Here is a 25934-nt window from a genome sequence, read left to right on the forward strand (position 1 = left end):
TAATTGCTCCTGTTGTCACCGTCGTGATGACGGCGACAACAGGAAGATGCTTCAGGCCGGCTTATTTACCGGATTTGATCTTGGTCCAGCTGCGGGTCATGATCCGCTGGGTCGCGGCTGGCAGGTCGGCAATCGCGTAGAGCTTGGCTTGCACATCCGCCGGAGGGTAGATGCCCGGGTCGCTGGTGATTTCCTTGCTGACCAGCGGCGTAGACGCCGCGTTACCGTTCGGGAAGCTCACGGTGTCAGTGATTTCAGCCATGATTTCCGGCTTTTGCAGGAAGGTCATGAACTTGTAGGCACCTTCGACGTTTTCGGCATCTTTAGGGATGGCGACCATGTCGAAGAAGCTGCCAGCCCCTTCTTTCGGAATGTTGTAGCTGACTTTTACCTTGCCACCGGCTTCGGCAGCACGGGACTTGGCCTGGTAGATATCGCCCGAGTAGCCGACTGCTACGCAGATGTTGCCGTTGGCCAGGTCAGAGATGTACTTGGACGAGTGGAAGTAGCCAATCGAAGGACGGATCTTGAGGAACAGTGCCTCGGCTTCAGCCAGTTGTTTCTTGTCCTGGCTGTCGGTCGGGTAGCCCAGGTAGTGCAGCGCCACCGGAATCATCTCGGTCGGCGAGTCGAGGAAGCTGATGCCGCAGGATTTCAGCTTCGCCGCGTTCTCCGGCTTGAACAGCAGGTCCCACGAGTTGGTCGGTGCGTCGGCACCCAGCGCGGCCTTGACCTTCTCGGCGTTGAAGCCGATGCCGATCGAGCCCCACATGTACGGGAAGGCGTGTTCGTTGCCCGGGTCGCTTACCGAAACAGCCTTGAGCAGGTCGGTATTGAGGTTTTTCCAGTTGGGCAACTTGGACTTGTCGAGTTTCTGGTAGACCCCGGCCTTGATCTGCTTGGCCAGGAAGTTGTTCGACGGCACCACGATGTCATAACCGGATTTACCGGCCAGCAACTTGGCTTCCAGGGTTTCGTTGCTGTCGAACACGTCGTAGACGACTTTGATCCCCGACTCTTTCTCGAACTTGGCGACGGTGTCCGGCGCAATGTAGTCGGACCAGTTATAGACGTGCAGCACTTTATCGTCCGCCTGAACGGCACCCGCCATCACGCCCATCAGGGACATGGCGAGGAGGGTCTTGCCAGCTATCTTCATACCTAATGTCTTCATGCCTAATGCCTTCATGAAAAAGTGCTCCAGTTATTCTTCTTAGCCACAGTTCAGTAGCCGACTCTCTGGCAACTTGAACAGGCGGTAGTCTGGCAAGTTACAGGGCAGGCTTTCAACACAAGCCCGGCCTTTTGTTCTCACCGGGCGAGGCCCTTGCAGGCACCTCGCTCAGAGCCTAGCACTTAGCCTTGCAACGCACTGAGCGTCAGGTCCAGGCATTGCCGCGCCTTGGTCACCAACTCATCGATCTCGGCCTTGCTGATCACCAGCGGCGGCGCAATGATCATGGTGTCGCCCACCGCGCGCATGATCAGCCCGTTATCGAAACAGAACTGCCGGCAGATCATGCCCACACCCTTGCCTTCATAGCGCTTGCGCGTGGCTTTGTCCTGAACCAGCTCGATTGCCCCCAGCAAACCGACTCCGCGCACTTCACCCACCAGCGGATGATCGTTCAGTTCCCGCAAACGCTTCTGCAAATAGGGTGCCGTTTCCCCATGGACACGCTCGATGATCTTTTCGTCGCGCAGGATACGGATGTTTTCCAGGGCCACCGCCGCGGCCACCGGGTGACCGGAATAGGTAAACCCGTGGTTGAAATCGCCGCCTTCGTTAAGCACCTCGACCACGTCGTCACGCACAATCAGGCCACCCATTGGGATGTAGCCGGAGGTCAGGCCCTTGGCAATGGTCATCATGTGCGGTTTCAACCCGTAGTGATCGGTACCGAACCACTCACCGGTACGACCGAAACCACAGATCACCTCGTCGGCCACGAACAGGATGTCGTACTTGGCGAGGATTTCCTTCATGCGCGGCCAGTAGCTGTCCGGCGGTACGATCACGCCGCCGGCACCCTGGATCGGCTCGGCGATGAAGGCGCCGACGTTGTCCACGCCGATCTCCAGGATCTTTTCTTCCAGTTGATTGGCCGCCCAGACGCCGAACTCTTCAGGGCTCATGTCGCCGCCTTCGCCGAACCAGTACGGCTGGGCGATGTGGACAATACCAGGGATCGGCAAGTCGCCTTGTTCATGCATGTAGGTCATGCCGCCCAGGCTGGCGCCGGCCACGGTCGAACCGTGGTAGCCGTTCTTGCGGCTGATGATGACTTTCTTGTTCGGCTGGCCCTTGATCGCCCAATAGTGACGGACCATACGCAGCATGGTGTCGTTGCCTTCGGAGCCGGAGCCGGTGAAGAACACATGGTTCATGCCTTCAGGGGCGATGTCGGCGATGGCTTTGGACAGTTCCAGCACTGGCGGGTGGGCAGTCTGGAAGAACAGGTTGTAATAAGGCAGCTCGCGCATCTGCCGGCTGGCGGCGTCGGCCAGTTCATCGCGGCCGTAACCGACCGCCACGCACCAGAGGCCGGCCATGCCATCAAGGATCTTATTACCTTCACTGTCCCAGAGGTACACACCCTTGGCGTGGGTGATGATACGCGGGCCTTTCTCTTTGAGCTGTTTGAAGTCGCTGAACGGCGCCAGGTGATGATCGTTGCTCAGGGCTTGCCATTCACGGGTCTGCGGGTTGTTGCGGGTCATGCGAATTCTCCTTTCATATCGGTGGGGGCGAGGCTGCCTGAAGCAGCCCGCCCAGCGCTTCAGACGGCAAAGAGCAGGAATTCCCGCTCCCACGAACTGATCACGCGCTTGAAGTTTTCATGCTCGGCCCGCTTGACCGCGACGTAGCCTGTGATGAATTTCTTGCCCAGGTATTTCTCGATGGTGGTGCTGTTTTCCATGCGTTCCAGGGCGTCTTCGATGGTCAGCGGCAAACGCAGGTTGCGGCGTTCGTAGCCTCGGCCCACCACCGGCGCGCTCGGGTTGATGCCTTCGACCATGCCGATGAAGCCACACAGCAGGCTGGCGGCAATCGCCAGGTACGGGTTGGCGTCGGCGCCTGGCAAGCGGTTTTCCACCCGACGGTTCTGCGGCCCGGCATCCGGTACCCGCAGGCCCACGGTGCGGTTCTCTTCGCCCCACTCCACGTTCACCGGTGCCGAGGTGTCCGGCAGGAAGCGGCGGAACGAGTTGACGTTGGGGGCGAACAGCGGCAACAGCTCGGGGATGAATTTCTGCAGGCCACCGATGTGGTGCAGGAACAGCTCGCTCATGGTCCCGTCTTCATTGGAGAAGACGTTCTTGCCGGTTTCCTTGTCGATGATGCTCTGGTGCAGGTGCATCGCGCTGCCCGGCTCGCCGGTCATGGGCTTGGCCATGAAGGTGGCGGCCACGTCATGCTTGAGCGCCGCCTCGCGCATGGTGCGCTTGAACACCAGGATCTGGTCGGCCAGGGACAGGGCATCGCCGTGACGGAAGTTGATTTCCATCTGCGCCGTGCCGTCCTCGTGGATCAGGGTGTCGAGGTCCAGCTCCTGCAATTCGCACCAGTCATAGACGTCTTCGAACAGCGGGTCGAATTCGTTGGCCGCTTCAATCGAGAAAGACTGGCGACCGGTTTCCGGGCGACCGGAGCGGCCAACGGGCGGCTGCAGCGGGAAATCGGGGTCGTCGCTGCGCTTGGTCAGGTAGAACTCCATTTCCGGCGCGACGATCGGCTGCCAACCCTTGTCGGCATAGAGCTTGAGCACCTTCTTGAGCACGTTGCGCGGCGACAGCTCGATGGGGTTGCCCTGCTTGTCGTAGGCGTCGTGGATAACCTGGGCGGTGGGCTCGATGGCCCAGGGCACAAGGAACACTGCGTTCTCGTCCGGGCGACAGATCATGTCGATGTCGGCTGGGTCGAGCAGTTCGTAATAGATGTCGTCTTCGACATAGTCGCCGGTAACGGTCTGGAGCAGAACGCTCTCGGGCAGGCGCATGCCTTTTTCAGCAATGAACTTGTTGGTCGGCGAGATCTTGCCCCGGGTGATACCGGTCAGGTCGCCAATCATGCATTCGACTTCTGTGATCTTATGGTCTTTCAACCAATCGGTGAGCTGGTCGAGGTTGTTACTCATAAATGCCTCTAGGCGTGAGTTTCCTGGCTGCTATTAGTAGTCAGGCGTTGTTTGACGCATCGGCGTCGCGTTGTGTTGCCCTTGCACGGCAGGCATCGCCAAATGCCTGGAAAATCGCAAGGTAGTACGGATTCGAGCTTACCTCCCATTCAGGGTGCCACTGCACACCTAAAGCAAAAGCCTTGCCTTGTGTCACTGAGACCGCCTCGATCAGGCCATCCGGCGCCATCGCTTCGGCCCGCAGACCGGGGGCCAGGCGCTCGATGCCCTGGCTGTGGATCGAGTTGACTTCAATCACCGGCGGCAGGCCCAGGCCGGCGAGGACGCCGCCAGGCTGGATATGCATGGCGTGGGCCGGGCCGTACTGAATATCTACCGATTGTGTGTCGTCTTCACGATGGTCGATGAAGGTTCCGACCTCATGAACTTTTTGGTGAAGGCTGCCGCCAAAGGCTACGTTCATTTCCTGGAAGCCACGGCAGATGCCCAGCACCGGGACCCCCGCATCGACTGCGGCGCGGATCAGCGGCAGGGTGGTGGCATCCCGTGCAGGATCATGAGCAGTGCCCGACGCGCTGGCGGGGCCCTGATAATGAAAAGGTTCTACATTAGAAGGAGAGCCGGTAAAAAGAATGCCGTCCAGGCTGTCCAGAATATCGGACGGAGCGAATAAATCCGCCAGGGACGGGATCAGCACTGGCAAGCCCTTGGCGGCTGTCGCGACAGCCCGGGAATATTTATCGCCACTGATGTGATACGCATGCAGACCGATCTGCTTGGAGCAGGTGGTGACGCCGATTAACGGCAGGCGAGACATGAAGCACCCCGGTATTATTGCTGTTATGGGTTTGAATCGAGCTTAGCCTTGTTCATTTTTTTACACAACACCCCCGTAAAAAATACAACACGGCCCGCTCAAGCCTGCGGGCGCCAAGCCCGGCAAAGGGAAAAAAACGCCCTAAATTGCCTCAAAAAAGCTCCGCAGGTGCTTTTTTAGGGCAAAAAAGGCCCTGCTTGACTTCGGCATGCCGTTCGGGTTGACTGGCTTTCGAAGAGATCAATGATTGATATTTTTAACAACAAAGGTGTTGCATCATGTCGGTACCCCCGCGTGCCGTTCAGCTTAACGAAGCGAACGCGTTCCTTAAGGAACATCCTGAGGTTCTGTACGTTGACCTTCTGATTGCGGATATGAATGGTGTGGTGCGCGGCAAGCGCATCGAACGCACCAGCCTCCACAAGGTTTACGAGAAAGGCATCAACCTGCCGGCCTCTCTATTTGCTCTGGATATCAATGGCTCTACGGTGGAAAGCACCGGCCTGGGCCTGGACATCGGCGACGCTGACCGAATCTGTTATCCAATCCCTGACACCCTGTGCAATGAGCCCTGGCAGAAGCGTCCTACCGCACAACTGTTGATGACCATGCACGAACTGGAAGGCGAGCCTTTCTTCGCCGACCCTCGTGAAGTCCTGCGCCAGGTCGTGACCAAGTTCGATGAACTGGGCCTGACCATCTGCGCCGCATTCGAGCTGGAGTTCTACCTGATCGACCAGGAGAACGTGAATGGACGCCCACAACCGCCCCGCTCACCGATCTCCGGCAAACGCCCACACTCGACACAGGTCTACCTGATCGACGACCTCGACGAATATGTCGATTGCCTCCAGGACATTCTGGAAGGGGCCAAGGAGCAAGGCATTCCCGCCGACGCCATCGTCAAGGAAAGTGCCCCGGCGCAGTTCGAAGTGAACCTGCACCACGTGGCCGACCCGATCAAGGCCTGCGACTACGCGGTACTGCTCAAGCGCCTGATCAAGAACATCGCCTACGACCATGAAATGGACACCACCTTCATGGCCAAGCCGTATCCAGGCCAGGCGGGCAACGGTCTGCACGTCCACATTTCGATTCTGGACAAGGATGGCAAGAATATTTTTGCCAGCGAGGATCCCGAGCAGAACGCCGCACTGCGTCACGCGATCGGCGGTGTGCTCGAGACCCTACCGGCGCAGATGGCTTTCCTCTGCCCGAACGTCAACTCCTACCGTCGTTTCGGCGCACAGTTCTATGTGCCGAACTCGCCGACCTGGGGCTTGGACAACCGCACCGTAGCCCTGCGCGTGCCCACCGGCTCCGCCGATGCCGTGCGCCTGGAACACCGTGTTGCCGGTGCCGATGCCAACCCGTATCTGCTGATGGCGGCAGTATTGGCAGGCGTGCACCATGGCCTGGTCAACAAGATCGAGCCCGGTGCGCCGGTGGAAGGCAACAGCTACGAGCAGAACGAGCAAAGCCTGCCGAACAACCTGCGCGATGCCCTGCGCGAACTGGACGACAGCGAAGTCATGGCCAAGTACATCGATCCGAAATACATCGATATCTTCGTGGCCTGCAAGGAAAGTGAGCTGGAGGAGTTCGAACACTCCATCTCCGACCTCGAGTACAACTGGTACCTGCATACCGTGTAAGCGGTGGCTGTAAAGAAAAACGCCGCGGCCCTTAAGGGCTGCGGCGTTTTTTTATGGATGCTCACCAACATTGTGGCGAGGGAGCTTGCTCCCGCCGGGCTGCGCAGCAGCCCCAAAAATGCGAAAGCGGTCAACCTGAAACACTGCAGTGGCTGATTTCAGGGCCGCTTCGCAGCCCAGCGGGAGCAAGCTCCCTCGCCACAGGAGTTCCTTTGCTCCCAAGTGCAGGTATGGACCATCCGCCGGCTCTGCGTACAATGCCCGGCAGCCCCCAGGAGACACTCATGACGCGCATCGCCACCCCTCGCAAACCCCGCGCACGCAGCCAGGCCCGGATCGACAGCATTCTCGATGCCGCCCGTACGCTGCTTGCCGCCGAAGGTGTGGCGAGCTTGTCGATCTACAGTGTCGCCGAGCGCGCCGGGATCCCGCCCTCCTCCGTCTACCACTTCTTCGCCAGCGTCCCGGCGCTGCTTGAAGCGTTGACCGCTGACGTCCACGCGGCCTTCCGCGCCTGCCTGCAGGCGCCCATTGACCATCAAGCGCTGAACCACTGGCACGACCTGTCGCGGCTGGTGGAGCAGCGCATGCTCACCATCTACAGCCAGGACGCCGCCGCCCGCCAATTGATCCTGGCCCAACACGGCCTGACCGAAGTCACCCAGGCCGACCGTCAGCACGACCTCGAACTGGGCGACCTGATGCATAAACTGTTCGACCGCCATTTCGAGCTGCCGAACTTGCCCACCGACGTCGACGTGTTCGCCCTGGCCATGGAACTGGGCGACCGCGTCTACGCCCGCTCGGTGCAACAACACAACCAGATCACCCCACGCATGGCCGAGGAAGGCATGCGGGTGTTCGATGCGTACCTGGGGTTGTATCTGCCGCCGTATTTGCCCAAGCGTGAAGCCGTCTGATACTTGAACCGCCTCATCCGTGGCGAGGGAGCTTGCTCCCGCTGGGCTGCGCAGCAGCCCCCTCCTAACCTCAACAAAGCGCATTAGCAGGCCGCCAAAAAAACAGAAAGCCCCGAAGAGCTCACGCCGTCCGGGGCTGTGGGTCAAGCTCGTTCACAACTTGGCGATCGACACCTCGGTGGATTTGACGAAAGCGATCACTTCACTGCCGATCGCCAGTTCCAGCTCCTTGACCGAACGGGTGGTGATGACCGAGGTGACGATGCCGGAAGCGGTCTGTACGTCGATTTCCGACAGCACGTCGCCTTCGACGATTTCCTTGATGGTGCCTTTGAACTGGTTGCGTACGTTGATGGCTTTGATCGTCATGGTGTCGATTCCTGTATGGATGAAGTTATTGCGCCCAACGCAGTTGCGTGGGCAAGGGTGAAACGGGTTCGGGTTCCGGCGGTTGGCCGGGCAAGGACAGCACATGGTTGAGGACTTCGGTTTCCAGGCTCGCCAGGCGATGTGAGCCGCGAACCCGTGGGCGTGGCAGGTCGATGGCCAGGTCGAGACCAACCTGACCGTCTTCGATCAGAATGACCCGGTCGGCGATCGCCACCGCTTCGCTGACGTCATGGGTCACCAGCAGCACGGTAAAGCCGTGCGTCTGCCAGAGGTTTTCGATCAGTTGCTGCATCTCGATACGGGTCAGGGCGTCCAGCGCTCCCAGAGGTTCGTCGAGCAGCAACAGGCGCGGTTGGTGAATCAGCGCGCGAGCCAGGGCCACCCGTTGTTTCTGTCCGCCAGACAGTGCCGCCGGCCATTCATGGGCGCGGTCGGCCAAGCCCACCGTTTCCAGTGCCTGCAACGCTTGGGGCCGCCAGTTGCCTGTTAGCCCGAGGCCGACGTTGTCGATGATTTTTTTCCAGGGCAGCAAGCGCGCGTCCTGGAACATCAGCCGTGTGTCTTGCCGTGCGGCACTCAGGGACCCGGAGCCAGCCAGCAACTCCCCACCCGTGGGCTGGTCGAGACCGGCCAACAAACGCAGCAAGGTACTTTTGCCACAGCCGCTGCGGCCGACCACCGCCACGAACTGCCCGGCCGGAATATGCAGGTCGACGTCCCGCAGCACCTGACGCGAGCCGAAGGTCTTTTGCAGCTTGCGCACGGCCAGGGGAATGCCTCGCAGCAGCCGTGGAGGTTGTTGGGCGGTCATGCGGCACCTCCCTTGTGCACTTGATAGGCCGGGTGCCAGCGCAGCCAGACCCGCTCCAGTCCACGGGCGGCGAGGTCGGCCAATTTGCCGAGTACGGCGTACAAAAGAATCGCCAGCACCACCACATCGGTCTGCAGGAACTCGCGGGCATTCATCGCCAGATAACCGATGCCGGAACTGGCCGAGATGGTTTCCGCCACGATCAACGTCAGCCACATGAAGCCCAGCGCAAAGCGCACGCCCACCAGGATCGAAGGCAAGGCCCCGGGCAGAATCACCTGGCGAAACAGACTGAAACCGGACAGGCCGTAACTGCGAGACATCTCCACCAGCGCCGGATCGACGTTACGAATCCCGTGGTAGGTATTGAGGTAGATCGGAAACAGCGTGCCCAGGGCCACCAGGAAAATCTTCGCCGACTCGTCGATACCAAACCACAGGATCACCAGCGGAATCAGCGCCAGGTGCGGCACGTTCCGGACCATCTGCACGGAACTGTCCAACAGGCGCTCGCCCCATTTCGACAGGCCGGTGATGAAACCCAGGGCCAGGCCGATGCCGCCGCCGATCAGGAAACCAACCGCTGCCCGCCAACTGCTGATGGCCAGGTGCGTCCAGATCTCGCCGCTGCGCACCAGGTTGACCCCGGCTTCGATCACCGCCACGGGTGCCGGCAGGATTCGCGTGGATAACCAGCCTGCCGACACCGACAGTTGCCACACCGCCAACAGCAACAGCGGCACCGCCCAGGGCGCCAGGTTGTGGATGATTTTCTTCATGGCCGCCTCAGCTCTGCGACGCGGCTTTGGGAAGGATGTCGTTGGCGACCATTTCACCGAACGGGCTGACATAACCCTGGCTTTTCGGCAGTTCCGGGCGCTCCACGTCCAGGTGTGGAAACAACAACTCGGCCACGCGGTAGGACTCCTCCAGGTGTGGATAACCGGAGAAAATAAAGGTGTCGATGCCAAGATCAGCGTATTCCTTGACCCGCGCCGCCACGGTCGGGCCATCGCCCACCAGCGCCGTACCCGCGCCGCCACGGACCAGGCCTACGCCGGCCCAGAGGTTGGGGCTGACTTCCAGCTTGTCGCGACGGCCACCGTGCAACGCAGCCATGCGTTGCTGGCCCACCGAATCGAAGCGCGCCAGTGAAGCCTGGGCCCGAGCGATAGTCTCGTCGTCCAGGTGGGAGATCAATCGGTTAGCCGCTTGCCAGGCTTCGGCGTTGGTTTCACGCACAATCACATGCAAGCGGATGCCGAAGCGCACGGTGCGGCCGAGCTTGGCGGCCTTGACCCGCACTTGTTCGATCTTTTCCGCCACGGCCGCTGGCGGCTCGCCCCAGGTCAGCACCATTTCCACCTGTTCGGCAGCCAGGTCCTGGGCCGCTTCCGATGAACCGCCGAAATACAGCGGTGGACGCGGTTGCTGGATCGGCGGATAGAGCAGCTTGGCGCCCTTCACACTGATGTGTTCGCCGTCGTAATCCACAGTTTCGCCTTCCAGTACCCGGCGCCAGATGCGGGTGAATTCCACCGAAGCCTGATAGCGCTGCTCATGGTCCAGGAACAGGCCGTCGCCAGCCAGTTCGTCCGGGTCACCGCCGGTCACCAGGTTGAACAACGCGCGCCCGCCGGACAACCGGTCCAGGGTCGCGGCCTGACGCGCCGCCACCGTCGGGGAAATGATCCCGGGGCGCAGGGCAACGAGGAATTTCAAGCGCTGGGTCACCGGAATCAACGACGCAGCCACCAACCAGGAGTCTTCGCAGGAGCGCCCGGTGGGAATCAGCACGCCACCGAAACCCAGTCGATCCGCCGCCTGGGCGATCTGTTGCAGGTAGCCGTGATCGACGGCGCGGGCGCCTTCGGCGGTGCCAAGGTAATGGCCGTCGCCGTGGGTGGGCAGGAACCAGAAAATATTGAGGCTCATGGAGTAGTCTCCTAAGGAATCGAATTACTGCGCGTTCGCGACGGTTGCCGGCGGCGTCCAGATCACGTCCTTGATGCTCAAGGGCTTGGGAATCAATTTGAGCTGATAGAAGCTGTCGGCGATTTTCTGCTGCGCCGCCACCACCTCCGGCGTGAGGAACAACGCCCCGTAGCCTTGGCGTTTCACCGACGTCAGGGTGATATCGGCAGGCAGGCCGAGCAGCGGCGATACCTGTTTGGTCACGTCTTCAGGGTTGGCCTTGGACCACTCACCCACTGCACGCACTTCCTCCACCAGCGCCGTGATGACCTGGGGGTTTTTCTGCGCATAGGGTTTGGTGGCGAGGTAGAACTGATGGTTGTCGACAATGCCTTTGCCATCACGCAGGGTGCGCGCCTGCAACTGCTGTTCGGCGGCAGCCTGGTACGGATCCCAGATCACCCAGGCGTCGACACTGCCACGCTCGAACGCGGCACGGGCGTCGGCCGGCGGCAGGAAAACCGTCTGGATATCGGAGTATTTCAGGCCGGCATCTTCCAGCGCCCGCACCAGCAGGTAGTGAACGTTGGAGCCTTTGTTCAGCACGACTTTCTTGCCCTTGAGGTCTTGCACCGACTGGATAGGAGAACCCTTGGGCACCAGGATGGCCTCGCTGGCGGGCGCTGGCGGTTCGTAGGCGACGTAGAGCAGATCGGCACCCGCCGCCTGGGCGAACACCGGCGGGGTTTCACCGGTCACGCCGAAGTCGATGGAGCCGACGTTCAAGCCTTCAAGCAGTTGCGGGCCGCCGGGAAATTCGGTCCATTGCACGTCTACGCCTTGGGCTGCGAGGCGTTTTTCCAGAGTGCCCTTGGCCTTGAGCAGCACCAGGGTGCCGTACTTCTGATAACCGATCCGCAAGGTCTCGGCTTGAGCCTGGGTAACGACGCCGAAGGACACAGCCGCAGCAAACAGAGCGACCAGCCCGCGACGCAAAATGACAGTGCGCATGGCGCCTCTCCTTTTTGCTGTGGGGTTTTGGCTGCACCTGCTGGGCCGTTGGCGGCTGAGTAAGGTGAGGTGAATCTGGGGTTACGGGTTCAAATGCTCCAGCGAGCACTCAACAAACGTTCGTTCAACACGCTAGGGTCCAACGGCTTGGGCCGACGGGCCATGGCGCTGAAAAACTGTTCCAGCGCTTCGTTCAGGCGTTGTTGCAATGCCGGCGTCAATTGCGCCTGAGCGTTGCCTTCGCCGTAAGCGATCTGACTGTCCTCGGCAAAAATACCGTGGAGCATTTCCTGGGCCTTGAGCGCCGACAGCACTGGCTTGAGGGCGTAATCCACCACCAGCATATGGGCGATGCTGCCGCCAGTGGCCATGGGCAGCACCACCTTATGGGCCAGGGCACGTTCAGGGAGCAAGTCCAGCACGGTCTTCAGCGCACCGGAAAAAGACGCCTTGTAGACCGGTGTGGCGATCAACAAGCCATCGGCGTTCTCGATCTGCTGGAGCAGATCGACCACCTTCGGGCTGTCGAAGCGGGCATGAAGCAGATCTTCAGCCGGAAAATCGCGCACCTGATAGCTCACCACTTCCACACCTTGCTGCTGCAACCAGCGTTGCGAGCGCTCCAACAGCACGCCGGAACGGGAGCGCTGACTGGGACTGCCACCGAGTGAGACGACCAACATGCCAACCATTCCTTAAATGTCACGTGCGATTCGCGGTGGGCGATCTCGCTGTATGGGGCCAACCATAACAGGGAGACATATATATCTTTAAATCATATTTATTCATTTAGTTATTCGTTATAGATATATTAAAATTGCCTTATTCAGGGCATAAAAAAAGGCCGTCGAAACGGCCAAAACCCTTGGTGCACAGTGATTCCCCTGTGGGAGCGAGCTTGCTCGCGATAGCGGTGTATCAGTCGACATCGTCGTTGGCAGATCCGACGTCATCGCGAGCAAGCTCGCTCCCACAGGTTCAGGTTTTGCGTCAGCGATTGGGCTGCGGGGTAAGGCGCAGGTAGGGCTTCACGGCGCGATAGCCTTTGGGGAAACGCTGTTTGAGCTCCTCTTCATCCTTGAGCGACGGCACGATCACCACTTCATCACCCTCCTGCCAGTTGGCCGGGGTGGCGACTTTGTAGTTGTCGGTCAGCTGCAACGAATCGATCACCCGCAGGATTTCGTGGAAATTGCGCCCGGTGCTGGCCGGGTAAGTGATGGTCAGGCGCACCTTCTTGTTCGGGTCGATCACGAACAGTGAACGCACGGTCAAGGTATCGCTGGCATTGGGGTGGATCAGGTCGTACAGGTCAGACACTTTGCGGTCGGCGTCGGCCAGGATCGGGAAGTTGACGACCGTGTTCTGGGTTTCATTGATGTCCTCGATCCATTTGTGGTGCGAGTCCACCGGATCTACCGAAAGGGCAATGGCCTTGACACCGCGCTTGGCGAATTCATCCTTGAGTTTGGCGGTAAAGCCCAGTTCGGTGGTGCACACCGGCGTGAAGTCCGCCGGGTGGGAAAACAGTACGCCCCAACTGTCGCCAAGCCATTCGTGGAAGCGGATCTTGCCGGCGCTGGAATCCTGTTCGAAGTCTGGGGCGATGTCGCCGAGTCTGAGGCTCATGGTGCGGCTCCTGGTTGGTTGTTGTGGGGCCAACTGTGCACCGGTTTTCATTGCTTTAAAAAGAATGAATACCCATTTATTTAGATCATTAGCGAATATAAAAAACTGTTCACTGGCGCCATTCCGCATACCGGCCCAAGATCATTTCCGAGGTTTCGAGAAGGCCTCGAGTTGCTGAAAAGAGGAGAAGGTTCGGGGAAGGCTACAGGGGTGGGCCAGACCCGAAACGCAAAGCCCCGCCCGGCGTAATGCCGGGCGGGGCTTTTTTTGTTTTGTACCCACACTACGGAAATTATTGAGGCGATTTCAGGACGAGCGGCTAGGATAGGCAACATGAACACTCAAGCCTTGTTGACTCATCTGCAAAACCAACTCCCTGGTCTGCTGGCGGTTTACCTGTTTGGTAGCCATGCACAGGGAACCGCCGGGCCTGACAGTGATGTCGATTTGTCCGTGCTTTTGTCCGGCGAGATCGACCCTGTATCGTTATGGCAGCTTTCAGGGGATTTGGCGGATATCGCTGGCAGTCCGGTGGATCTGATTGACCTACGTGCGGCAACCACCGTCATGCAATATCAGATCGTGACCCGAGGCCAGAGACTCTGGGCCAGAGACGTACAGGCGGGGTTGTTCGAGTGCTTTATTCTCAGCGAAAAGACCGCTCTCGACGAGGCTCGGGCAGGCCTGCTCAAGGATATTCAGGAAGAAGGCATCGTGTATGGCCGATGACGTACTGATCAATAAAGCAGCGAGTATCGAGCGTTGCATCGCCAGGGTGCGGGAGGAATACGAGAAGGATCCCTCTACCTTCGCCACTGATTTCACTCGCCAGGATTCGGCAGTCCTGAATATCCAGCGTGCGTGTGAAGCGGCGCTGGATATGGGGCAGCATTTGATTCGCCGTGAGCGACTGGGTGTCCCGCAAAGCTCCCGGGATGTGTTCGAGTTGCTTTTCCAAAGTGGCTGGGTGGAGGAAGGCTTGGTGAAAAACCTGAAGAACATGGTGGGCTTCAGAAATATCGCCGTGCATGACTACCAAGCCCTGCAATTGCCGATCATGGTCGCAATCATTACCCAGCACTTGGGTGATTTCCTGGCGTTCAGCGCGTTCATCTTGCGTAAGGACGCGGCGGAGCCTACACAACAGCGCTGAGTCGGTGACCATCAGCGCATCTGGCGACAGAGGAAAACGAGAAGATCCCCTGGCGCACAAACGCAAAAGCCCCGCACGGCGTGTTGCCGGGCGGGGCTCTTTAACGCCGAATTACAGAATCGGCAGCGTGTAGCTCACGATCAGGCGGTTTTCGTCCTGGTTACGCTGGTTGGCCACTTCGGAGCGCAGCGAAGCGTTCCTCCACGCCAGGCCTAGGCCTTTGAACTTGCCATCCGGAACAACGTAACCGAGCGTGAAGTCACGTTCCCACTCGCTCTTATCACCGGTAGCAGTAGCAATGTTGTCGCCCTTCAGGTAGATAACCGAAGTCGTCAAGCCTGGCACGCCAACAGTTGCAAAGTCATAGGCGTACTGAGCTAGCCAGGTACGCTCGCCAGCCCGCTGGAATTTGCCGATCTGAACGTCAGTGATCAGGTAGGCGGATGCACCGTCACCCTGGTTCAGGAATGGGAAGTCGCTGGTACCATTCACACGCTGATAGCCGGCGCTGAGCGCATGGCCTTGCAGGCTATACGTGAATTTTGCACTCCAGGTACGGTTGTCTACTTCACCACCGTTGTTTTGGAATCCAGAAGAGCGATACCCCGCCAGACGACCTTCCTGGCTGGCGTTCTTGCCATCGGAATCACTGTTGAAGTAACGCAAATCGGATTTCAGGCTACCCACTGGCAACGCCAGGTTGTGGACCAGACCCAGGAAGTGCTGGGTATAGAAGTCTTCCAGGTTGCCGTAGTAGTACTGAGCGGTCAGATCCTTGGTGAGCTTGTAGTCACCACCAGCATAGTAGAACTCGTTGCTGCGCTGGTTGCTGGTGGCGGTGGTCGTTGCACCGTTGGAACCTGCAATGGTCAGCGAATCGTTGTTAGTCGAGTTACGACCTTTGGCGTGCTCCAACTTACCGCCAACCAGGGTCAGGTTATCGATATCGTTGGAGGTGATCTGACCACCTTCAAACGTTTGTGGCAGCAGACGACCATCGTTGAAGGTCACAACAGGCAGCTTCGGCTGCAGGGTGCCCAGACGCAGTTCAGTCTTGGAAACCTTGACCTTTGCGGTCAGGCCCAGGCTGCCGAAATCGTCGACCGCACGGCCATCGCTTTCGCTAGGGAAGACGGTGCCACCCTTGTTGTTGGTAGCGTTGTAGGCGGTCCCTTTGCCAGAGTCCAGCTTCACACCCAGCAGGCCAATGGCATCGACGCCGAAACCGACGGTGCCTTGGGTGTAGCCGGAAGTGAAGTTGAAAATGAAACCCTGACCCCACTCTTCCTGCTTGGAAGGATTGGCAGCGCCATCACGGTTATCCGTGTTGATGTAGAAGTTACGCAGACCCAACGTAGCCTTGCTGTCTTCGATAAAACCGGCGGCGCCTGCCTGCTGCGCCAAAACCCCAACGGCCACAGCCAGGGCCAAGGTGGACTTGTTCATGCTTCGCTCCTCTCGTTTTCTAATTCTTGTGTATCTTTGGCTCCGGATCGAACGCCCGGAATCCGCGGATGCGCGATTAGCGCCAGACCGTGACTGACAAGTCAATCGTAACCATTTGTGACTACGACCAAGGTCTAACCCAGCTACATCGGGCGGCAGAATAATGGATTCTCTATAATTCCAAAAAGAATTGTTTCTTAAGTTTTCAGCTGATTTGGAAATATAGCCGACATCAAAACATCGTCAAACCGTAACCCGGCATATCGGCCAGGTGACTGATTACTGAATGATTTTTTGTCGCAGACGTGCCTGGGCCCAGGATGCCGGGCGCTTGAGGCCGACTGCCGAAGGCTGCGATCTTGAAGGTCTTCCTCCAAGCGATCCTTGTCTGGAATCAAAAAGCTCGCAGCCTTGCGACAAGTCCTAAGCAGGATGAAGCATCAGGCTTATAGGGATTTCTCGAAAATTTTCGAGTTGCGCTGATAGTTGTACAGCGATGCCCGCGCCGCTGGCAGGCGCTCGACACTGCTAGGCTCGAAACCTCGCTCGCGGAACCAGTGGGCGGTGCGGGTGGTGAGCACGAACAGAGTCTTGAGTCCTTTGGCGCGGGCGCGGGTCTCGATCCGTTCCAGCAGTTCATCGCCCCGGCCACCGTGACGGTATTCCGGGTTCACCGCCAGGCAGGCCAGTTCCCCGGCATCCGAATCGGCGATCTGGTACAGCGCCGCGCAGGCAATGATCATGCCTTCGCGCTCGACCACGCTGAACTGTTCGATCTCGCGCTCCAGCACTTCGCGGGAGCGCCGCACCAGGATGCCCTGCTCTTCCAATGGGCTGATCAGGTCCAGCAAGCCGCCAACGTCTTCGATGGCCGCTTCGCGTACCACTTCGAATTGCTCCTGGGCCACCAGCGTACCGCTGCCATCACGGGTGAACAGTTCAGCCAGCAGCGCCCCGTTCTCGACGTAACTGACGATATGGCTGCGCGCCACGCCACCACGGCAGGCCTGGGCCGCCGCATCCAGCAGTTCGGCCTGATAGTCGCTGCCCAGGCGTTGGATATGAGCCGGGACCTGTTGCGGACGCAACTCGCGCACCAGCCGGCCATCCTCACCGATCAACCCCTGTTCGCTACCGAACAGCAACAATTTGTCGGCCGCCAGGTCAATGGCCGCCCGAGTGGCGACGTCTTCACAGGCGAGGTTGAAAATCTCTCCGGTGGGCGAATAACCCAACGGCGACAGCAGCACGATGGAGCGCTCGTCCAACAGGCGATTGATGCCCTTGCGATCGACTCGGCGCACTTCGCCGGTGTGGTGATAGTCCACGCCTTCCAGCACGCCGATGGGGCGCGCGGTGACCAGGTTGCCGCTGGCGACTCGCAGCCGTGAGCCCTGCATGGGCGAGGACGCCATGTCCATGGACAGGCGTGCCTCGATGGCGATGCGCAACTGGCCGACCGCATCGATCACGCACTCCAGTGTGGCCGCATCGGTGATGCGCATGCCATGGTGGTAATGGGGTGTCAGGCCCCGCGCAGCGAGGCGGGTTTCGATCTGCGGGCGCGAACCATGGACCAGCACCAGGCGCACGCCGAGGCTGTGCAGCAGCACCAGGTCATGGACGATGTTGCCGAAATTAGGGTGTTCCACCCCATCGCCGGGCAGCATGACGATAAAAGTGCAATCGCGGTGGGCGTTAATGTAAGGCGAAGCGTGACGAAGCCAATTGACGTATTCGGGCATGAACCTGGGCCTGTAATAAATAACAGCCGAAAAAAGACGAAACGGAACGCACAGCGGGCTGGTGGTTATCGTCGGAACAGGCTTGGCGACACGCGCGTTCTCCTCATGAATACGGGCCCGGATACGGGCAATTTAGCCGGCGGTGACCGGCGTCAGGCAGTAATGTCCGATCAACTGACGCAACAGTTGTACGGTAGGTTGCAAACGTGACATTTCAAGGTACTCACCCGGCTGGTGGGCACAGGCGATATCGCCAGGACCAAGCACCAGGGTTTCGCAGCCAAGGCGCTGAAGATAAGGCGCTTCGGTGCCGAACGCCACTGCTTCGGCACGATGGCCGGTGAGTCGCTCGGCCACCCGTACCAGCTCGCAGTCTTCGGCCTGCTCGAATGGTGGCACTTCGGGGAACAGCGGTGCGTAGTCGATCTTGACTTTATGGCGTTCGGCGATGGGGTCGAGCTTCTGCTGGATCGCCGCCCGCAACACCTGCGGGTCCATGCCGGGCAAGGGCCGCAGGTCGAATTCCATGGAGCACTGGCCGCAAATCCGGTTGGGGTTGTCACCACCATGGATGCAGCCGAAGTTCAGGGTCGGCTGCGGCACCGTGAATTGCGGGTTACGGAATTCACGCTGCCATTGCAGGCGCAAGCCGCGCAGTTCGCCCATGGCGTCGTGCATGGCTTCCAGGGCGCTGTGGCCCAGGCTCGGGTCGGAGGAATGACCGCTGCGCCCGAGAATGTCGATGCGCTCCATCATCACGCCTTTGTGCAAGCGGATTGGCTTGAGGCCGGTTGGCTCACCGATTACCGCCGCGCGCCCCAACGGACGCCCGGCATCGGCCAGGGCCCGGGCGCCGGCCATGGAGCTTTCTTCGTCGCAAGTGGCGAGGATCAGCAGCGGCTGCTTGAACGGTTGGTCCAGCAAGGGCTTGACCGCTTCGATGGCCAGGGCGAAAAAACCCTTCATATCGCAGCTGCCCAGGCCGACCCAGCGACCATCGACCTCGGTGAGCCTCAGCGGATCGGTCTGCCACAACGCGCCATCGAACGGCACCGTGTCGCTGTGGCCGGCCAACACCAGGCCACCGGGACCACTGCCGAAACTGGCCAGCAGGTTGAACTTTCCGGGGCTGACCTGCTGGATATCACAGGAAAACCCCAGGTCACTGAGCCAGCCCGCCAGCAACTCGATCACGGCACTGTTGGACTGGTCCAGCCCGGGCTGGGTACAGCTGACTGAAGGCGCGGCGATCAGGGCAGCGAACTGATCTTTCATGGACGGCAAAGGCATCGCTGACTCCGGACTTACAAATTGACGTCCATCATAGAACCATCCGGCGCACGTGTCGCGGCGCGTAGGACGGATGAGTCCTGTACACTGCACGGCCTTGGCAGCCACACCTTCCTCCGGCTGCGCACCCGATCCCTGGATTTTCCGGCCATGCAGAAAGAAACCGAAATCAAACTCCGCGTCAGCCGCGAGACCCTGGCAGCCTTGCGCGAGCACCCGCTGCTGAAAAAACGCAACAAAAGTGGCTGGGAACGCCATGAGCTGATGAACCAGTACTTCGACACCCCAGAGCGAGACCTGGCCCAGGCCAAGGTTGCCCTGCGCCTGCGTCGCGACGGCGAAGAAGTGATCCAGACCCTCAAGACCCGTGGCCAGAGCATCGCCGGCCTGTCCGAGCGCAACGAATACGATTGGCACCTGCCCAAGGCCAAGCTTGACCTGAAAAAACTCGACGGCGAATGCTGGCCCGAGGCATTGGCCGAGCTGGACAAGAAAACCCTCAAGGCGATTTTCACCACCGATTTCGTTCGCGAACGCGCGGAAATCGCCTGGGGTCGTGGCAAGAGCAAAGTGGTCATCGAAGCCGCGCTGGACCTGGGCCACGTGGTGGTCGGCAAGCAGAAGGAAGAGATCTGCGAGCTGGAGCTGGAGCTGCGCGAAGGCGAACCCGCCGCCCTGCTGGAACTGGCCGCCGAACTGGCCGCGACCCTGCCCTTGATGCCCTGCGACATCAGCAAGGCCGAGCGTGGCTATCGCCTGCATGATGCGAGCAGCTACGCCCTGAGCCTACCGGCCCCGCAACTGACCGCCGAAATGCCGCTGGACGACGCCTTCGCCGCGCTGAGCTGGCATTTGCTCGGCAGCAGCCAGCGTCTGGCCGAGCAATATCGTTTCAACGGCCACTGGCGCCTGTTGCAGGACTGGGTGGAAAACCTCGCCGAACTGCGCGCTCTGCTCAGCAGCCTCGGCCAGGCCGCACCGCGCCAATCGACGCATGATTTGCGCGTGGCCCTCGATGCCCTGCTGGAAGACTGGCGCCCGCTGGTCCAGGCCGGCCTGGACGATGAAGACGTGCGCAAGGCCGCGCCGGAGCAGTTCCTTGAGGAGTTGCTAGACCCACGCTGGGGCCTGTTCTCCCTCAACACCTCTCGCTGGCTGCTGGCTCGCAGTTGGGCCACCGAGCGCAACACCCGTGGCAACCGCCAGGGCGCGGCGCAACTGGGCAGCTGGCTGCCGCGTCTGTTGGGCGAAGAATCCACCTCCCTGCAGCTGCAACGCTATCAGCAACAGCCGGAAGACCTGGCCGAGCAACTGCCGCGCATCGAACGCATCCAGGCCTGGCTGCACCACGCCCGCCATGTGCTGGAGATCCCGGAAATGGATCGCCTCTACGGCGAGCTGAACAAACTGGCGCAACTGGCCAACGCACCGATCACCGACGAAGCGCTGGATGCGCGCAAGCAACAGGCGATTGCGGTGTATCAGAATCGGGCTTGGAAGACTTTATTGCGTCTGTAACTTCCAACATCTGCTGCGCCTGTAATATCGCTATCGCGAGCAAGCTCCCACATTGGATCTTCAGTGGACACAACATGTGTGTACGACAGAGCCCCCATGTGGGAGCGAGCTTGCTCGCGATGAGGCCGGCACAGACACCGCAGAACTCAGCGCACCACCGGCAAACTCGTCGTCGACTTGATCTCCGAAAGCGCCACGATCGAGTTCACTTCCTGGATCCCCGGCACCATCGACAGCTTCTCGAAAAAAAATCGCTCATAAGCCTCAATGTCTGCCGTGACGATACGCAGCAAAAAATCCACCGACCCCATCAGCACGTAACACTCCAGCACTTCGGGAAAGCCGCGAATCGCCTCGGTGAATTCGGTGAAATTCGACCGACCGTGGGCGTTGAGTTTGATTTCGGCGAAGATCTGCGTATTGAGGCCGATTTTCTTGCGATCCAGTAATGTCACCTGGCCGCGAATGATCCCCTCCTCCTTCATCCGCTGAATCCGTCGCCAGCATGGCGATTGGGACAACCCCACCTGCTCGGCGATCTGCGCACTGGACAGCGAAGCATCCTCTTGCAGCAGTGCCAGTATCCTGCGGTCGTAGCTGTCCAGCTCGCTATGCATTAATAAACCCAAAATAAGCCAGTTATAGAATCATGCAATTCGCATTGATCTCGAAAGTACTCATCTTAGATAAGAAATACCCGGCAGCGCATGTAAATATTTCTCCCGCCCCCAAGGAGACTGAACATGCCCCCAATTGAAGCCGTCGCCACTGCCCCGACCCGCACCGACGTCTGGCACAGCGCAAATGCCCATTGCCGCGCGCACTACCATTTACTGGCCGAAGTCGAACCGGATCTGCTGTGCCGGGCATTGAACCTGTTTGCCCTGCAGGGCCTGACCCCGCAGCAGGTACACGTCGAGCGCCACGACGATTTACTGTCGTTGGAGGTCGTCCTGGACGGGCTGAGCTGGCATCGTGCCCAGGTCATCGCGGAAAAATTGCGTAACTTGATCAGCGTGTGTTCGGTGGACCTGCAAGACGCTGATATTGCGCGGGTTGAGGCGGTCCAGGCGGCGGGCTGAGGGCAATCTGGCAAGGATTCGAAACGCATTGGTCGGGTAGTGGCCCAACGATCCATAGGGTCGGGACTATTCTTTTGCAGACCGAGCGAGGACGCCGAAGCGTCTGTATCGCGGCTTTGCTGCAATTGTCCAATAGGAACCCACATGTCCACCAAACACGCCACTCAGGACCGCTGGCTGGACCTCAACGATCTGCTGCGCCAACTGGTCGCCCAGGGCTTCATCAGCCAGGATTCAGCCGAAACCGCGCTCAACGCCCGCCGACGCCACAGCACCAGTCCCCAGCTGCATCCACTGGAGTTCATCGCCAACCAGCATCTGGACGATCTCAGTCGCCCTGGCAAACGCCTGGACCTGGAGAGCCTGACCCTTTGGTTGTCCCAGCAGGCGGGTCAGCCCTACATGCGCATTGACCCGCTGAAAATCAACGTGGCAGCCGTGACCCCACTGATGTCCTATGCCTTTGCCCAGCGCCACAAGATTCTCGCGGTGGCGGTCGATCGCGATGCTGTCATCGTGGCCAGCGCCCAGCCTTATGTCAGTAGCTGGGAAGCGGACCTGACCCACGTGCTCAAGCTCCCCGTCCAACGGGTGGTTGCCAACCCGGTGGATATCCAGCGCCTGAGCGTGGAGTTCTATCGCCTGGCCAAATCGGTCAGCGGCGCCACCACGGTCGACCAGCAACCGAGCAACCTGAGCAATTTCGAACAGTTGCTCAACCTGGGCGCCAGCGACCAGGAGCCGGACGCCAACGATGCGCATATCGTCAATATCGTCGATTGGTTGTTCCAATATGCCTTCCAACAGCGGGCCAGTGATATCCACATCGAGCCCCGACGTGAACAGGGCACCGTACGCTTTCGCATCGACGGGGTGTTGCACACCGTTTATCAGTTCCCGCCGCAGGTGACGATGGCAATCATCAGTCGCCTCAAGAACCTCGGACGGATGAACGTCGCGGAAAAACGCAAACCCCAGGACGGTCGGGTCAAGACCAAGACCCCGGACGGCGGCGAAGTGGAATTGCGCTTGTCGACCTTGCCGACAGCGTTCGGCGAAAAAATGGTGATGCGGATCTTCGATCCGGAAGTGCTGCTCAAGGACTTCGACCAGCTCGGTTTCTCGGCCGATGACCTGCGCCGCTGGCAGGACATGACTCGTCAGCCCAACGGCATCATCCTGGTGACCGGGCCTACCGGTTCCGGCAAGACCACCACCCTCTACACCACCCTCAAGAAACTGGCGACGCCAGAGGTGAACCTCTGCACCATCGAAGACCCGATTGAAATGGTCGAGGCGTCCTTCAACCAGATGCAGGTCCAGCACAATATCGACCTGACCTTCGCCGCTGGCGTACGCGCGCTGATGCGACAAGACCCGGACATCATCATGATCGGTGAGATCCGCGACCTGGAAACCGCCGAAATGGCGATCCAGGCGGCACTCACCGGGCACCTTGTACTGTCGACGCTGCACACCAACGATGCACCGAGCGCCATCAGCCGCCTGCTGGAGCTCGGCGTGCCCCATTACCTGATCAAGGCCACGGTGCTTGGGGTCATGGCCCAGCGCCTGGTGCGCACCCTGTGTCCTCATTGCAAGGCGCCCCTGACCCTGGACGACGACGATTGGCAAACCCTGACGCGGCCCTGGCAGGCTCCACTGCCAAGCAACGCCCAACAGGCCGTTGGTTGCCTGGAGTGCCGCGACACCGGTTATCGCGGCCGCGCCGGGGTTTACGAAATCATGCAACTGACCGACAGCGTCAAGGCATTGATCCACCCCGATACCGACCTGTTGGCGGTGCGCCGCCAGGCGTTCAAGGAGGGGATGCGCAGCCTGCGACTGTCGGGGGCACAAAAGGTGGCGGCCGGGTTGACCACTGTTGAGGAAGTGCTGCGAGTGACTCCACAGAGCGAACAAAAGTAGCGCCACAGTTTCTGTGCCTAGAGGGCTTACCCTAGCTGTGGGAGCAAGGCTTGCCCGCGATGAAGACGACGCAGTCTGCCGGGGAAGCAAGGCGCCCGCATCGCGAGCAAGCTTTGCTCCCACATAGGTTTGCTCCCTCATAGGGAAGATAATGGCCGCTTGCCCTACACTCAGGGCTCGCCAGTCATTTCATTCGAACAGGGAACAGTCATGCAGATCGGTAGCGTACTTTTACTTTTTGTCGGCCTCGTGGTCGCCATTCTGTTCATGGGTTTCAAGGTCGTGCCCCAGGGCTATCAATGGACCGTCGAGCGGTTCGGCCGCTACACCAACACCCTCAAGCCCGGCTTGAACATCATCATCCCGGTGATGGATCGCATTGGTCGCAAGATCAATGTCATGGAGAGCGTGCTGGACATCCCGCCCCAGGAAGTCATCACCGCCGACAACGCCACGGTGCAGATCGACGCCGTATGCTTCTTCCAGGTGGTCAATACGGCCCAGGCTGCCTACGAGGTCAACAACCTCGAACACGCCATCCGCAACCTGCTGCAAACCAATATCCGTACCGTACTGGGGTCCATGGAGCTGGACGCGATGCTGAGCCAACGCGACGGCATCAATGAAAAATTGCTGCGCACCGTCGACGAAGCCACGGCGCCGTGGGGTATCAAGATCACCCGGATCGAGATCAAGGACATCAGCCCACCGGCCGACCTGATGGCCGCCATGTCGGGACAGATGAAAGCCGAACGCATCAAGCGCGCCCAGATCCTGGAAGCCGAGGGCCTGCGAGCGTCGGCTATTCTCACCGCCGAAGGCAAGAAACAGGCGCAAATCCTTGAAGCCGAGGGCAGCCGCCAAGCCGCATTCCTTGAGTCCGAGGCCCGCGAGCGCCAGGCAGAAGCCGAAGCCCTGGCCACCAAAGTGGTGTCCCAAGCCATTGCCGACGGTAACGTCCAGGCCGTGAACTACTTCGTTGCGCAAAAATACATCGACGCCCTGGGTCGCCTGGCCTCGGCCAATAACAGCAAGGTGATCCTGATGCCGCTGGAAGCCAGCCAGGTCATCGGCGCAGTCGGCGGCATCGGTGAGATCGTCAAGGCCACTTTCGACGGCAAGAAAGCCTGAGGCGCACGTATGTGGGTATTCCTGCAACAAATGTCGTACTGGGACTGGCTGGCGTTGGGCGTCATCCTGCTGATCCTGGAAGTCTTCGGTGCCGGCGGGTACCTGCTGTGGATCGGCATGGCCGCCGCAGCCGTCGGCGTGTTGACCTTCATCCTGCCGCAAATGCCGTGGGAGATGCAGTTCCTGTTGTTCGGCCTGTTCGCCATCGCGACAGCGCTGTACTGGTGGCGACGCCAGCGCAGCGCCATTCGTGAAAGCGATCAGCCGCACCTGAATCTGCGCGGGCAGGAGCTGATCGGCAAGGTGTTCCAGGTTCATGAAGCGATTGTCGATGGCCGCGGCAAGATCAAGGTGGCCGACAGTGTGTGGCTGGCCAAAGGTCCCGAGTCGTCCGTTGGCACCCGAGTCAGGGTGGTGGCGCAGGAAGGTGTGGTGCTTAAGGTTGAACGGGCTGACTGACAAGTCATGGAACTGAATCGAGGCGCAGGTAATCCAAAGTCATAGTTAACCCAGTGGAGTCACCTATCATGCGTCTCAAACTTGCTGTCGCTACCCTAGCCTTGCTGTCTCTTCCTGTTGGCTCGGCAATGGCCGACACGTTTTGGCGTAACGTCATCTCATCCGGTGCGACCACCGGTTCCACCTACCTGACCTTCAAGGATCACAAGCTGATCGTCGCCGCCCAGGACGACGCCGGCAGTTTCGTCGCCAGTGATGGCGGTATCCGCGGCCCTTACCTGGAAGCGGCGATGCAGAAAGTGCGTGCCGACAACCCAGGCCTGCAAGCCACCGACATGGAACTGGCCAACGCGATCCTGGCGAAAAACGCCGTCGCCCAGGACTGATTCCAAGCCCATGAAAAATGCCGCTCGATTGAGCGGCATTTTTTTATCTGTAAATATTCCAACGCTGTACTCCGTCCCCTGTGGGAGCGGGCTTGCTCGCTCCCACATGAAATCCGGGTTACTCGCCGATAGCGGCCTTGTAGCCCGCCGCATCAAGCAGCTTGGCCAAGTCAGCGTTGGCATCGGAAGGCTTGAGCTTGAAAATCCAGGCACCATACGGATCAGAGTTCAGCAGCTCCGGCGAGCCACCCAGCTCTTCGTTGACCGCGATCACTTCACCAGCAATCGGCGCGTAGATGTCGGAAGCCGCTTTTACCGACTCCACCACACCGGCCTGGTCCCCCGCAGCAAAAACATTGCCGACCTCTGTCAGTTCGACAAAAACCACATCACCCAAGGCTTCCTGCGCGTGGTCGCTGATGCCCACAGTGACGGTACCGTCAGCTTCCAGGCGAGCCCACTCATGGCTTTCGGCAAAACGCAGTTCGGCAGGGATATCGCTCATATTC

26 protein-coding genes are annotated in these 25934 nt (G+C 59.8%); 10 read left to right on the plus strand and 16 right to left on the minus strand.

Translation table 11 applies throughout. The features are described 5' to 3' along the window. Positions 1-61 precede the first annotated feature (61 nt). The 4 genes from EPZ47_RS28325 to EPZ47_RS28340 all read right to left on the minus strand — a co-directional run bounded on the left by EPZ47_RS28325 (position 62) and on the right by EPZ47_RS28340 (position 4956). The gene (locus EPZ47_RS28325) at positions 62-1159 is read right to left on the minus strand and encodes a polyamine ABC transporter substrate-binding protein (RefSeq protein WP_135848081.1); all 1098 of its coding nucleotides are present in this window, start codon (positions 1157-1159) and stop codon (positions 62-64) included. A 197-nt stretch (positions 1160-1356) separates the two neighbouring features. After that, a complete protein-coding gene (locus EPZ47_RS28330) occupies positions 1357-2721 on the minus strand; it encodes an aspartate aminotransferase family protein (protein WP_135847666.1) in 1365 nt (454 codons plus the stop codon). Positions 2722-2780: 59 nt separating this feature from the next. Next, positions 2781-4139, minus strand: a complete 1359-nt coding sequence (locus EPZ47_RS28335; RefSeq protein ID WP_014340745.1) for a glutamine synthetase family protein — start codon at positions 4137-4139, stop codon at positions 2781-2783. Positions 4140-4179: 40 nt separating this feature from the next. Continuing rightward, positions 4180-4956, minus strand: a complete 777-nt coding sequence (locus EPZ47_RS28340) for a gamma-glutamyl-gamma-aminobutyrate hydrolase family protein (RefSeq protein WP_135847667.1) — start codon at positions 4954-4956, stop codon at positions 4180-4182. Between the two features lie 278 nt (positions 4957-5234). On the opposite strand from EPZ47_RS28340, the gene EPZ47_RS28345 reads away from it, so the two are divergent. Together EPZ47_RS28345 and EPZ47_RS28355 are read left to right on the plus strand one after the other, a co-directional pair. Beyond that, positions 5235-6611: a glutamine synthetase family protein gene (locus EPZ47_RS28345; protein WP_025216023.1), complete on the plus strand. Its 1377-nt coding sequence runs from the start codon at positions 5235-5237 to the stop codon at positions 6609-6611. A gap of 284 nt (positions 6612-6895) precedes the next feature. Beyond that, positions 6896-7531, plus strand: coding sequence for a TetR/AcrR family transcriptional regulator (locus tag EPZ47_RS28355; RefSeq protein ID WP_135847669.1), 636 nt, complete (start codon positions 6896-6898; stop codon positions 7529-7531). Between the two features lie 153 nt (positions 7532-7684). Here the strand turns inward: EPZ47_RS28355 and EPZ47_RS28360 are convergent, their stop codons facing one another. The 7 genes from EPZ47_RS28360 to EPZ47_RS28395 form a co-directional block, all read right to left on the minus strand. Beyond that, the gene (locus EPZ47_RS28360) at positions 7685-7900 is read right to left on the minus strand and encodes a TOBE domain-containing protein (protein WP_003177394.1); all 216 of its coding nucleotides are present in this window, start codon (positions 7898-7900) and stop codon (positions 7685-7687) included. Positions 7901-7925: 25 nt separating this feature from the next. Continuing rightward, positions 7926-8732, minus strand: coding sequence for an aliphatic sulfonates ABC transporter ATP-binding protein (ssuB, locus tag EPZ47_RS28365; RefSeq protein ID WP_135847670.1), 807 nt, complete (start codon positions 8730-8732; stop codon positions 7926-7928). Further along, on the minus strand, positions 8729-9511 hold the full coding sequence (gene ssuC / locus EPZ47_RS28370; RefSeq protein WP_135847671.1) for an aliphatic sulfonate ABC transporter permease SsuC: 783 nt from the start codon (positions 9509-9511) through the stop codon (positions 8729-8731). The genes ssuB and ssuC overlap by 4 nt, the downstream gene beginning before the upstream one ends. A gap of 7 nt (positions 9512-9518) precedes the next feature. Further along, complete coding sequence (gene ssuD, locus EPZ47_RS28375; RefSeq protein ID WP_135847672.1) at positions 9519-10667, minus strand: FMNH2-dependent alkanesulfonate monooxygenase; 1149 nt, start codon at positions 10665-10667, stop codon at positions 9519-9521. Positions 10668-10691: 24 nt separating this feature from the next. Next, a complete protein-coding gene (locus EPZ47_RS28380) occupies positions 10692-11657 on the minus strand; it encodes a sulfonate ABC transporter substrate-binding protein (protein ID WP_135847673.1) in 966 nt (321 codons plus the stop codon). Between the two features lie 89 nt (positions 11658-11746). After that, positions 11747-12340 (minus strand): NADPH-dependent FMN reductase, encoded by a 594-nt coding sequence (ssuE, locus tag EPZ47_RS28385; RefSeq protein WP_135847674.1) that lies wholly within the window; start codon positions 12338-12340, stop codon positions 11747-11749. A 307-nt stretch (positions 12341-12647) separates the two neighbouring features. Continuing rightward, positions 12648-13286, minus strand: coding sequence for a peroxiredoxin (locus tag EPZ47_RS28395; RefSeq protein WP_135847675.1), 639 nt, complete (start codon positions 13284-13286; stop codon positions 12648-12650). 333 nt (positions 13287-13619) lie between these two features. Here EPZ47_RS28395 and mntA point away from each other — a divergent pair, with 333 nt between their 5' ends. Together mntA and hepT are read left to right on the plus strand one after the other, a co-directional pair. Then, entirely contained in the window at positions 13620-14015 is a 396-nt protein-coding gene (gene mntA, locus EPZ47_RS28400) for a type VII toxin-antitoxin system MntA family adenylyltransferase antitoxin (RefSeq protein WP_135847676.1), read from the plus strand. After that, on the plus strand, positions 14005-14439 hold the full coding sequence (gene hepT / locus EPZ47_RS28405; RefSeq protein ID WP_135847677.1) for a type VII toxin-antitoxin system HepT family RNase toxin: 435 nt from the start codon (positions 14005-14007) through the stop codon (positions 14437-14439). Before mntA ends, hepT begins: the two co-directional genes overlap by 11 nt. A 111-nt stretch (positions 14440-14550) precedes the next feature. On the opposite strand, the gene EPZ47_RS28410 is transcribed toward hepT, so the two are convergent. The 3 genes from EPZ47_RS28410 to argE all read right to left on the minus strand — a co-directional run bounded on the left by EPZ47_RS28410 (position 14551) and on the right by argE (position 18920). Beyond that, the gene (locus EPZ47_RS28410) at positions 14551-15885 is read right to left on the minus strand and encodes an OprD family porin (RefSeq protein ID WP_135847678.1); all 1335 of its coding nucleotides are present in this window, start codon (positions 15883-15885) and stop codon (positions 14551-14553) included. A 446-nt stretch (positions 15886-16331) separates the two neighbouring features. Next, positions 16332-17630, minus strand: coding sequence for an amino-acid N-acetyltransferase (gene argA, locus EPZ47_RS28415; RefSeq protein WP_135847679.1), 1299 nt, complete (start codon positions 17628-17630; stop codon positions 16332-16334). A 132-nt stretch (positions 17631-17762) separates the two neighbouring features. Then, positions 17763-18920, minus strand: a complete 1158-nt coding sequence (argE, locus tag EPZ47_RS28420; protein ID WP_135847680.1) for an acetylornithine deacetylase — start codon at positions 18918-18920, stop codon at positions 17763-17765. A gap of 150 nt (positions 18921-19070) precedes the next feature. Here argE and EPZ47_RS28425 point away from each other — a divergent pair, with 150 nt between their 5' ends. Continuing rightward, positions 19071-20438 (plus strand): CYTH domain-containing protein, encoded by a 1368-nt coding sequence (locus tag EPZ47_RS28425; RefSeq protein ID WP_135847681.1) that lies wholly within the window; start codon positions 19071-19073, stop codon positions 20436-20438. A 146-nt stretch (positions 20439-20584) separates the two neighbouring features. Here the strand turns inward: EPZ47_RS28425 and EPZ47_RS28430 are convergent, their stop codons facing one another. After that, on the minus strand, positions 20585-21055 hold the full coding sequence (locus EPZ47_RS28430; protein WP_003206662.1) for an Lrp/AsnC family transcriptional regulator: 471 nt from the start codon (positions 21053-21055) through the stop codon (positions 20585-20587). A gap of 126 nt (positions 21056-21181) precedes the next feature. Here EPZ47_RS28430 and EPZ47_RS28435 point away from each other — a divergent pair, with 126 nt between their 5' ends. From EPZ47_RS28435 to EPZ47_RS28455, 5 genes are all read left to right on the plus strand, one after another. Next, positions 21182-21520, plus strand: a complete 339-nt coding sequence (locus tag EPZ47_RS28435) for a hypothetical protein (RefSeq protein WP_135847682.1) — start codon at positions 21182-21184, stop codon at positions 21518-21520. Between the two features lie 144 nt (positions 21521-21664). Further along, positions 21665-23449: a type IV pilus assembly ATPase TfpB gene (gene tfpB / locus EPZ47_RS28440; RefSeq protein WP_135847683.1), complete on the plus strand. Its 1785-nt coding sequence runs from the start codon at positions 21665-21667 to the stop codon at positions 23447-23449. Between the two features lie 210 nt (positions 23450-23659). Beyond that, the gene (locus tag EPZ47_RS28445; RefSeq protein ID WP_135847684.1) at positions 23660-24580 is read left to right on the plus strand and encodes an SPFH domain-containing protein; all 921 of its coding nucleotides are present in this window, start codon (positions 23660-23662) and stop codon (positions 24578-24580) included. Between the two features lie 9 nt (positions 24581-24589). Next, complete coding sequence (locus tag EPZ47_RS28450) at positions 24590-25039, plus strand: NfeD family protein (RefSeq protein ID WP_135847685.1); 450 nt, start codon at positions 24590-24592, stop codon at positions 25037-25039. 65 nt (positions 25040-25104) lie between these two features. Beyond that, positions 25105-25425 carry a DUF2388 domain-containing protein gene (locus EPZ47_RS28455; RefSeq protein WP_170846005.1) on the plus strand — a complete coding sequence of 107 codons (321 nt, stop codon included), beginning with the start codon at positions 25105-25107 and terminating at the stop codon, positions 25423-25425. A 118-nt stretch (positions 25426-25543) separates the two neighbouring features. Here EPZ47_RS28455 and gcvH read toward each other — a convergent pair whose 3' ends face one another. Then, positions 25544-25930, minus strand: a complete 387-nt coding sequence (gene gcvH, locus EPZ47_RS28460) for a glycine cleavage system protein GcvH (RefSeq protein WP_135847686.1) — start codon at positions 25928-25930, stop codon at positions 25544-25546. Between the last annotated feature and the right edge of the window lie 4 nt (positions 25931-25934).

Source organism: Pseudomonas viciae (genome assembly GCF_004786035.1).
In the GTDB taxonomy this organism is placed as follows: Bacteria; Pseudomonadota; Gammaproteobacteria; order Pseudomonadales; family Pseudomonadaceae; genus Aquipseudomonas; species Aquipseudomonas viciae.

What these genes read in the sequence shown, in the direction of transcription:
- EPZ47_RS28325 (WP_135848081.1), bottom strand. Translation starts at nt 1,159, where the DNA reads ATGAAGATAGCTGGCAAGACCCTCCTCGCCATGTCCCTGATGGGCGTG.
- EPZ47_RS28380 (WP_135847673.1), bottom strand. Translation starts at nt 11,657, where the DNA reads ATGCGCACTGTCATTTTGCGTCGCGGGCTGGTCGCTCTGTTTGCTGCG.
- ssuD (WP_135847672.1), bottom strand. Translation starts at nt 10,667, where the DNA reads ATGAGCCTCAATATTTTCTGGTTCCTGCCCACCCACGGCGACGGCCAT.
- mntA (WP_135847676.1), top strand. Translation starts at nt 13,620, where the DNA reads ATGAACACTCAAGCCTTGTTGACTCATCTGCAAAACCAACTCCCTGGT.
- EPZ47_RS28340 (WP_135847667.1), bottom strand. Translation starts at nt 4,956, where the DNA reads ATGTCTCGCCTGCCGTTAATCGGCGTCACCACCTGCTCCAAGCAGATC.
- EPZ47_RS28345 (WP_025216023.1), top strand. Translation starts at nt 5,235, where the DNA reads ATGTCGGTACCCCCGCGTGCCGTTCAGCTTAACGAAGCGAACGCGTTC.
- EPZ47_RS28355 (WP_135847669.1), top strand. Translation starts at nt 6,896, where the DNA reads ATGACGCGCATCGCCACCCCTCGCAAACCCCGCGCACGCAGCCAGGCC.
- argE (WP_135847680.1), bottom strand. Translation starts at nt 18,920, where the DNA reads ATGCCTTTGCCGTCCATGAAAGATCAGTTCGCTGCCCTGATCGCCGCG.
- gcvH (WP_135847686.1), bottom strand. Translation starts at nt 25,930, where the DNA reads ATGAGCGATATCCCTGCCGAACTGCGTTTTGCCGAAAGCCATGAGTGG.
- EPZ47_RS28330 (WP_135847666.1), bottom strand. Translation starts at nt 2,721, where the DNA reads ATGACCCGCAACAACCCGCAGACCCGTGAATGGCAAGCCCTGAGCAAC.
- EPZ47_RS28395 (WP_135847675.1), bottom strand. Translation starts at nt 13,286, where the DNA reads ATGAGCCTCAGACTCGGCGACATCGCCCCAGACTTCGAACAGGATTCC.
- hepT (WP_135847677.1), top strand. Translation starts at nt 14,005, where the DNA reads ATGGCCGATGACGTACTGATCAATAAAGCAGCGAGTATCGAGCGTTGC.
- EPZ47_RS28360 (WP_003177394.1), bottom strand. Translation starts at nt 7,900, where the DNA reads ATGACGATCAAAGCCATCAACGTACGCAACCAGTTCAAAGGCACCATC.
- EPZ47_RS28425 (WP_135847681.1), top strand. Translation starts at nt 19,071, where the DNA reads ATGCAGAAAGAAACCGAAATCAAACTCCGCGTCAGCCGCGAGACCCTG.
- ssuB (WP_135847670.1), bottom strand. Translation starts at nt 8,732, where the DNA reads ATGACCGCCCAACAACCTCCACGGCTGCTGCGAGGCATTCCCCTGGCC.
- EPZ47_RS28450 (WP_135847685.1), top strand. Translation starts at nt 24,590, where the DNA reads ATGTGGGTATTCCTGCAACAAATGTCGTACTGGGACTGGCTGGCGTTG.
- ssuE (WP_135847674.1), bottom strand. Translation starts at nt 12,340, where the DNA reads ATGTTGGTCGTCTCACTCGGTGGCAGTCCCAGTCAGCGCTCCCGTTCC.
- EPZ47_RS28335 (WP_014340745.1), bottom strand. Translation starts at nt 4,139, where the DNA reads ATGAGTAACAACCTCGACCAGCTCACCGATTGGTTGAAAGACCATAAG.
- EPZ47_RS28410 (WP_135847678.1), bottom strand. Translation starts at nt 15,885, where the DNA reads ATGAACAAGTCCACCTTGGCCCTGGCTGTGGCCGTTGGGGTTTTGGCG.
- EPZ47_RS28430 (WP_003206662.1), bottom strand. Translation starts at nt 21,055, where the DNA reads ATGCATAGCGAGCTGGACAGCTACGACCGCAGGATACTGGCACTGCTG.
- EPZ47_RS28445 (WP_135847684.1), top strand. Translation starts at nt 23,660, where the DNA reads ATGCAGATCGGTAGCGTACTTTTACTTTTTGTCGGCCTCGTGGTCGCC.
- tfpB (WP_135847683.1), top strand. Translation starts at nt 21,665, where the DNA reads ATGTCCACCAAACACGCCACTCAGGACCGCTGGCTGGACCTCAACGAT.
- EPZ47_RS28435 (WP_135847682.1), top strand. Translation starts at nt 21,182, where the DNA reads ATGCCCCCAATTGAAGCCGTCGCCACTGCCCCGACCCGCACCGACGTC.
- argA (WP_135847679.1), bottom strand. Translation starts at nt 17,630, where the DNA reads ATGCCCGAATACGTCAATTGGCTTCGTCACGCTTCGCCTTACATTAAC.
- ssuC (WP_135847671.1), bottom strand. Translation starts at nt 9,511, where the DNA reads ATGAAGAAAATCATCCACAACCTGGCGCCCTGGGCGGTGCCGCTGTTG.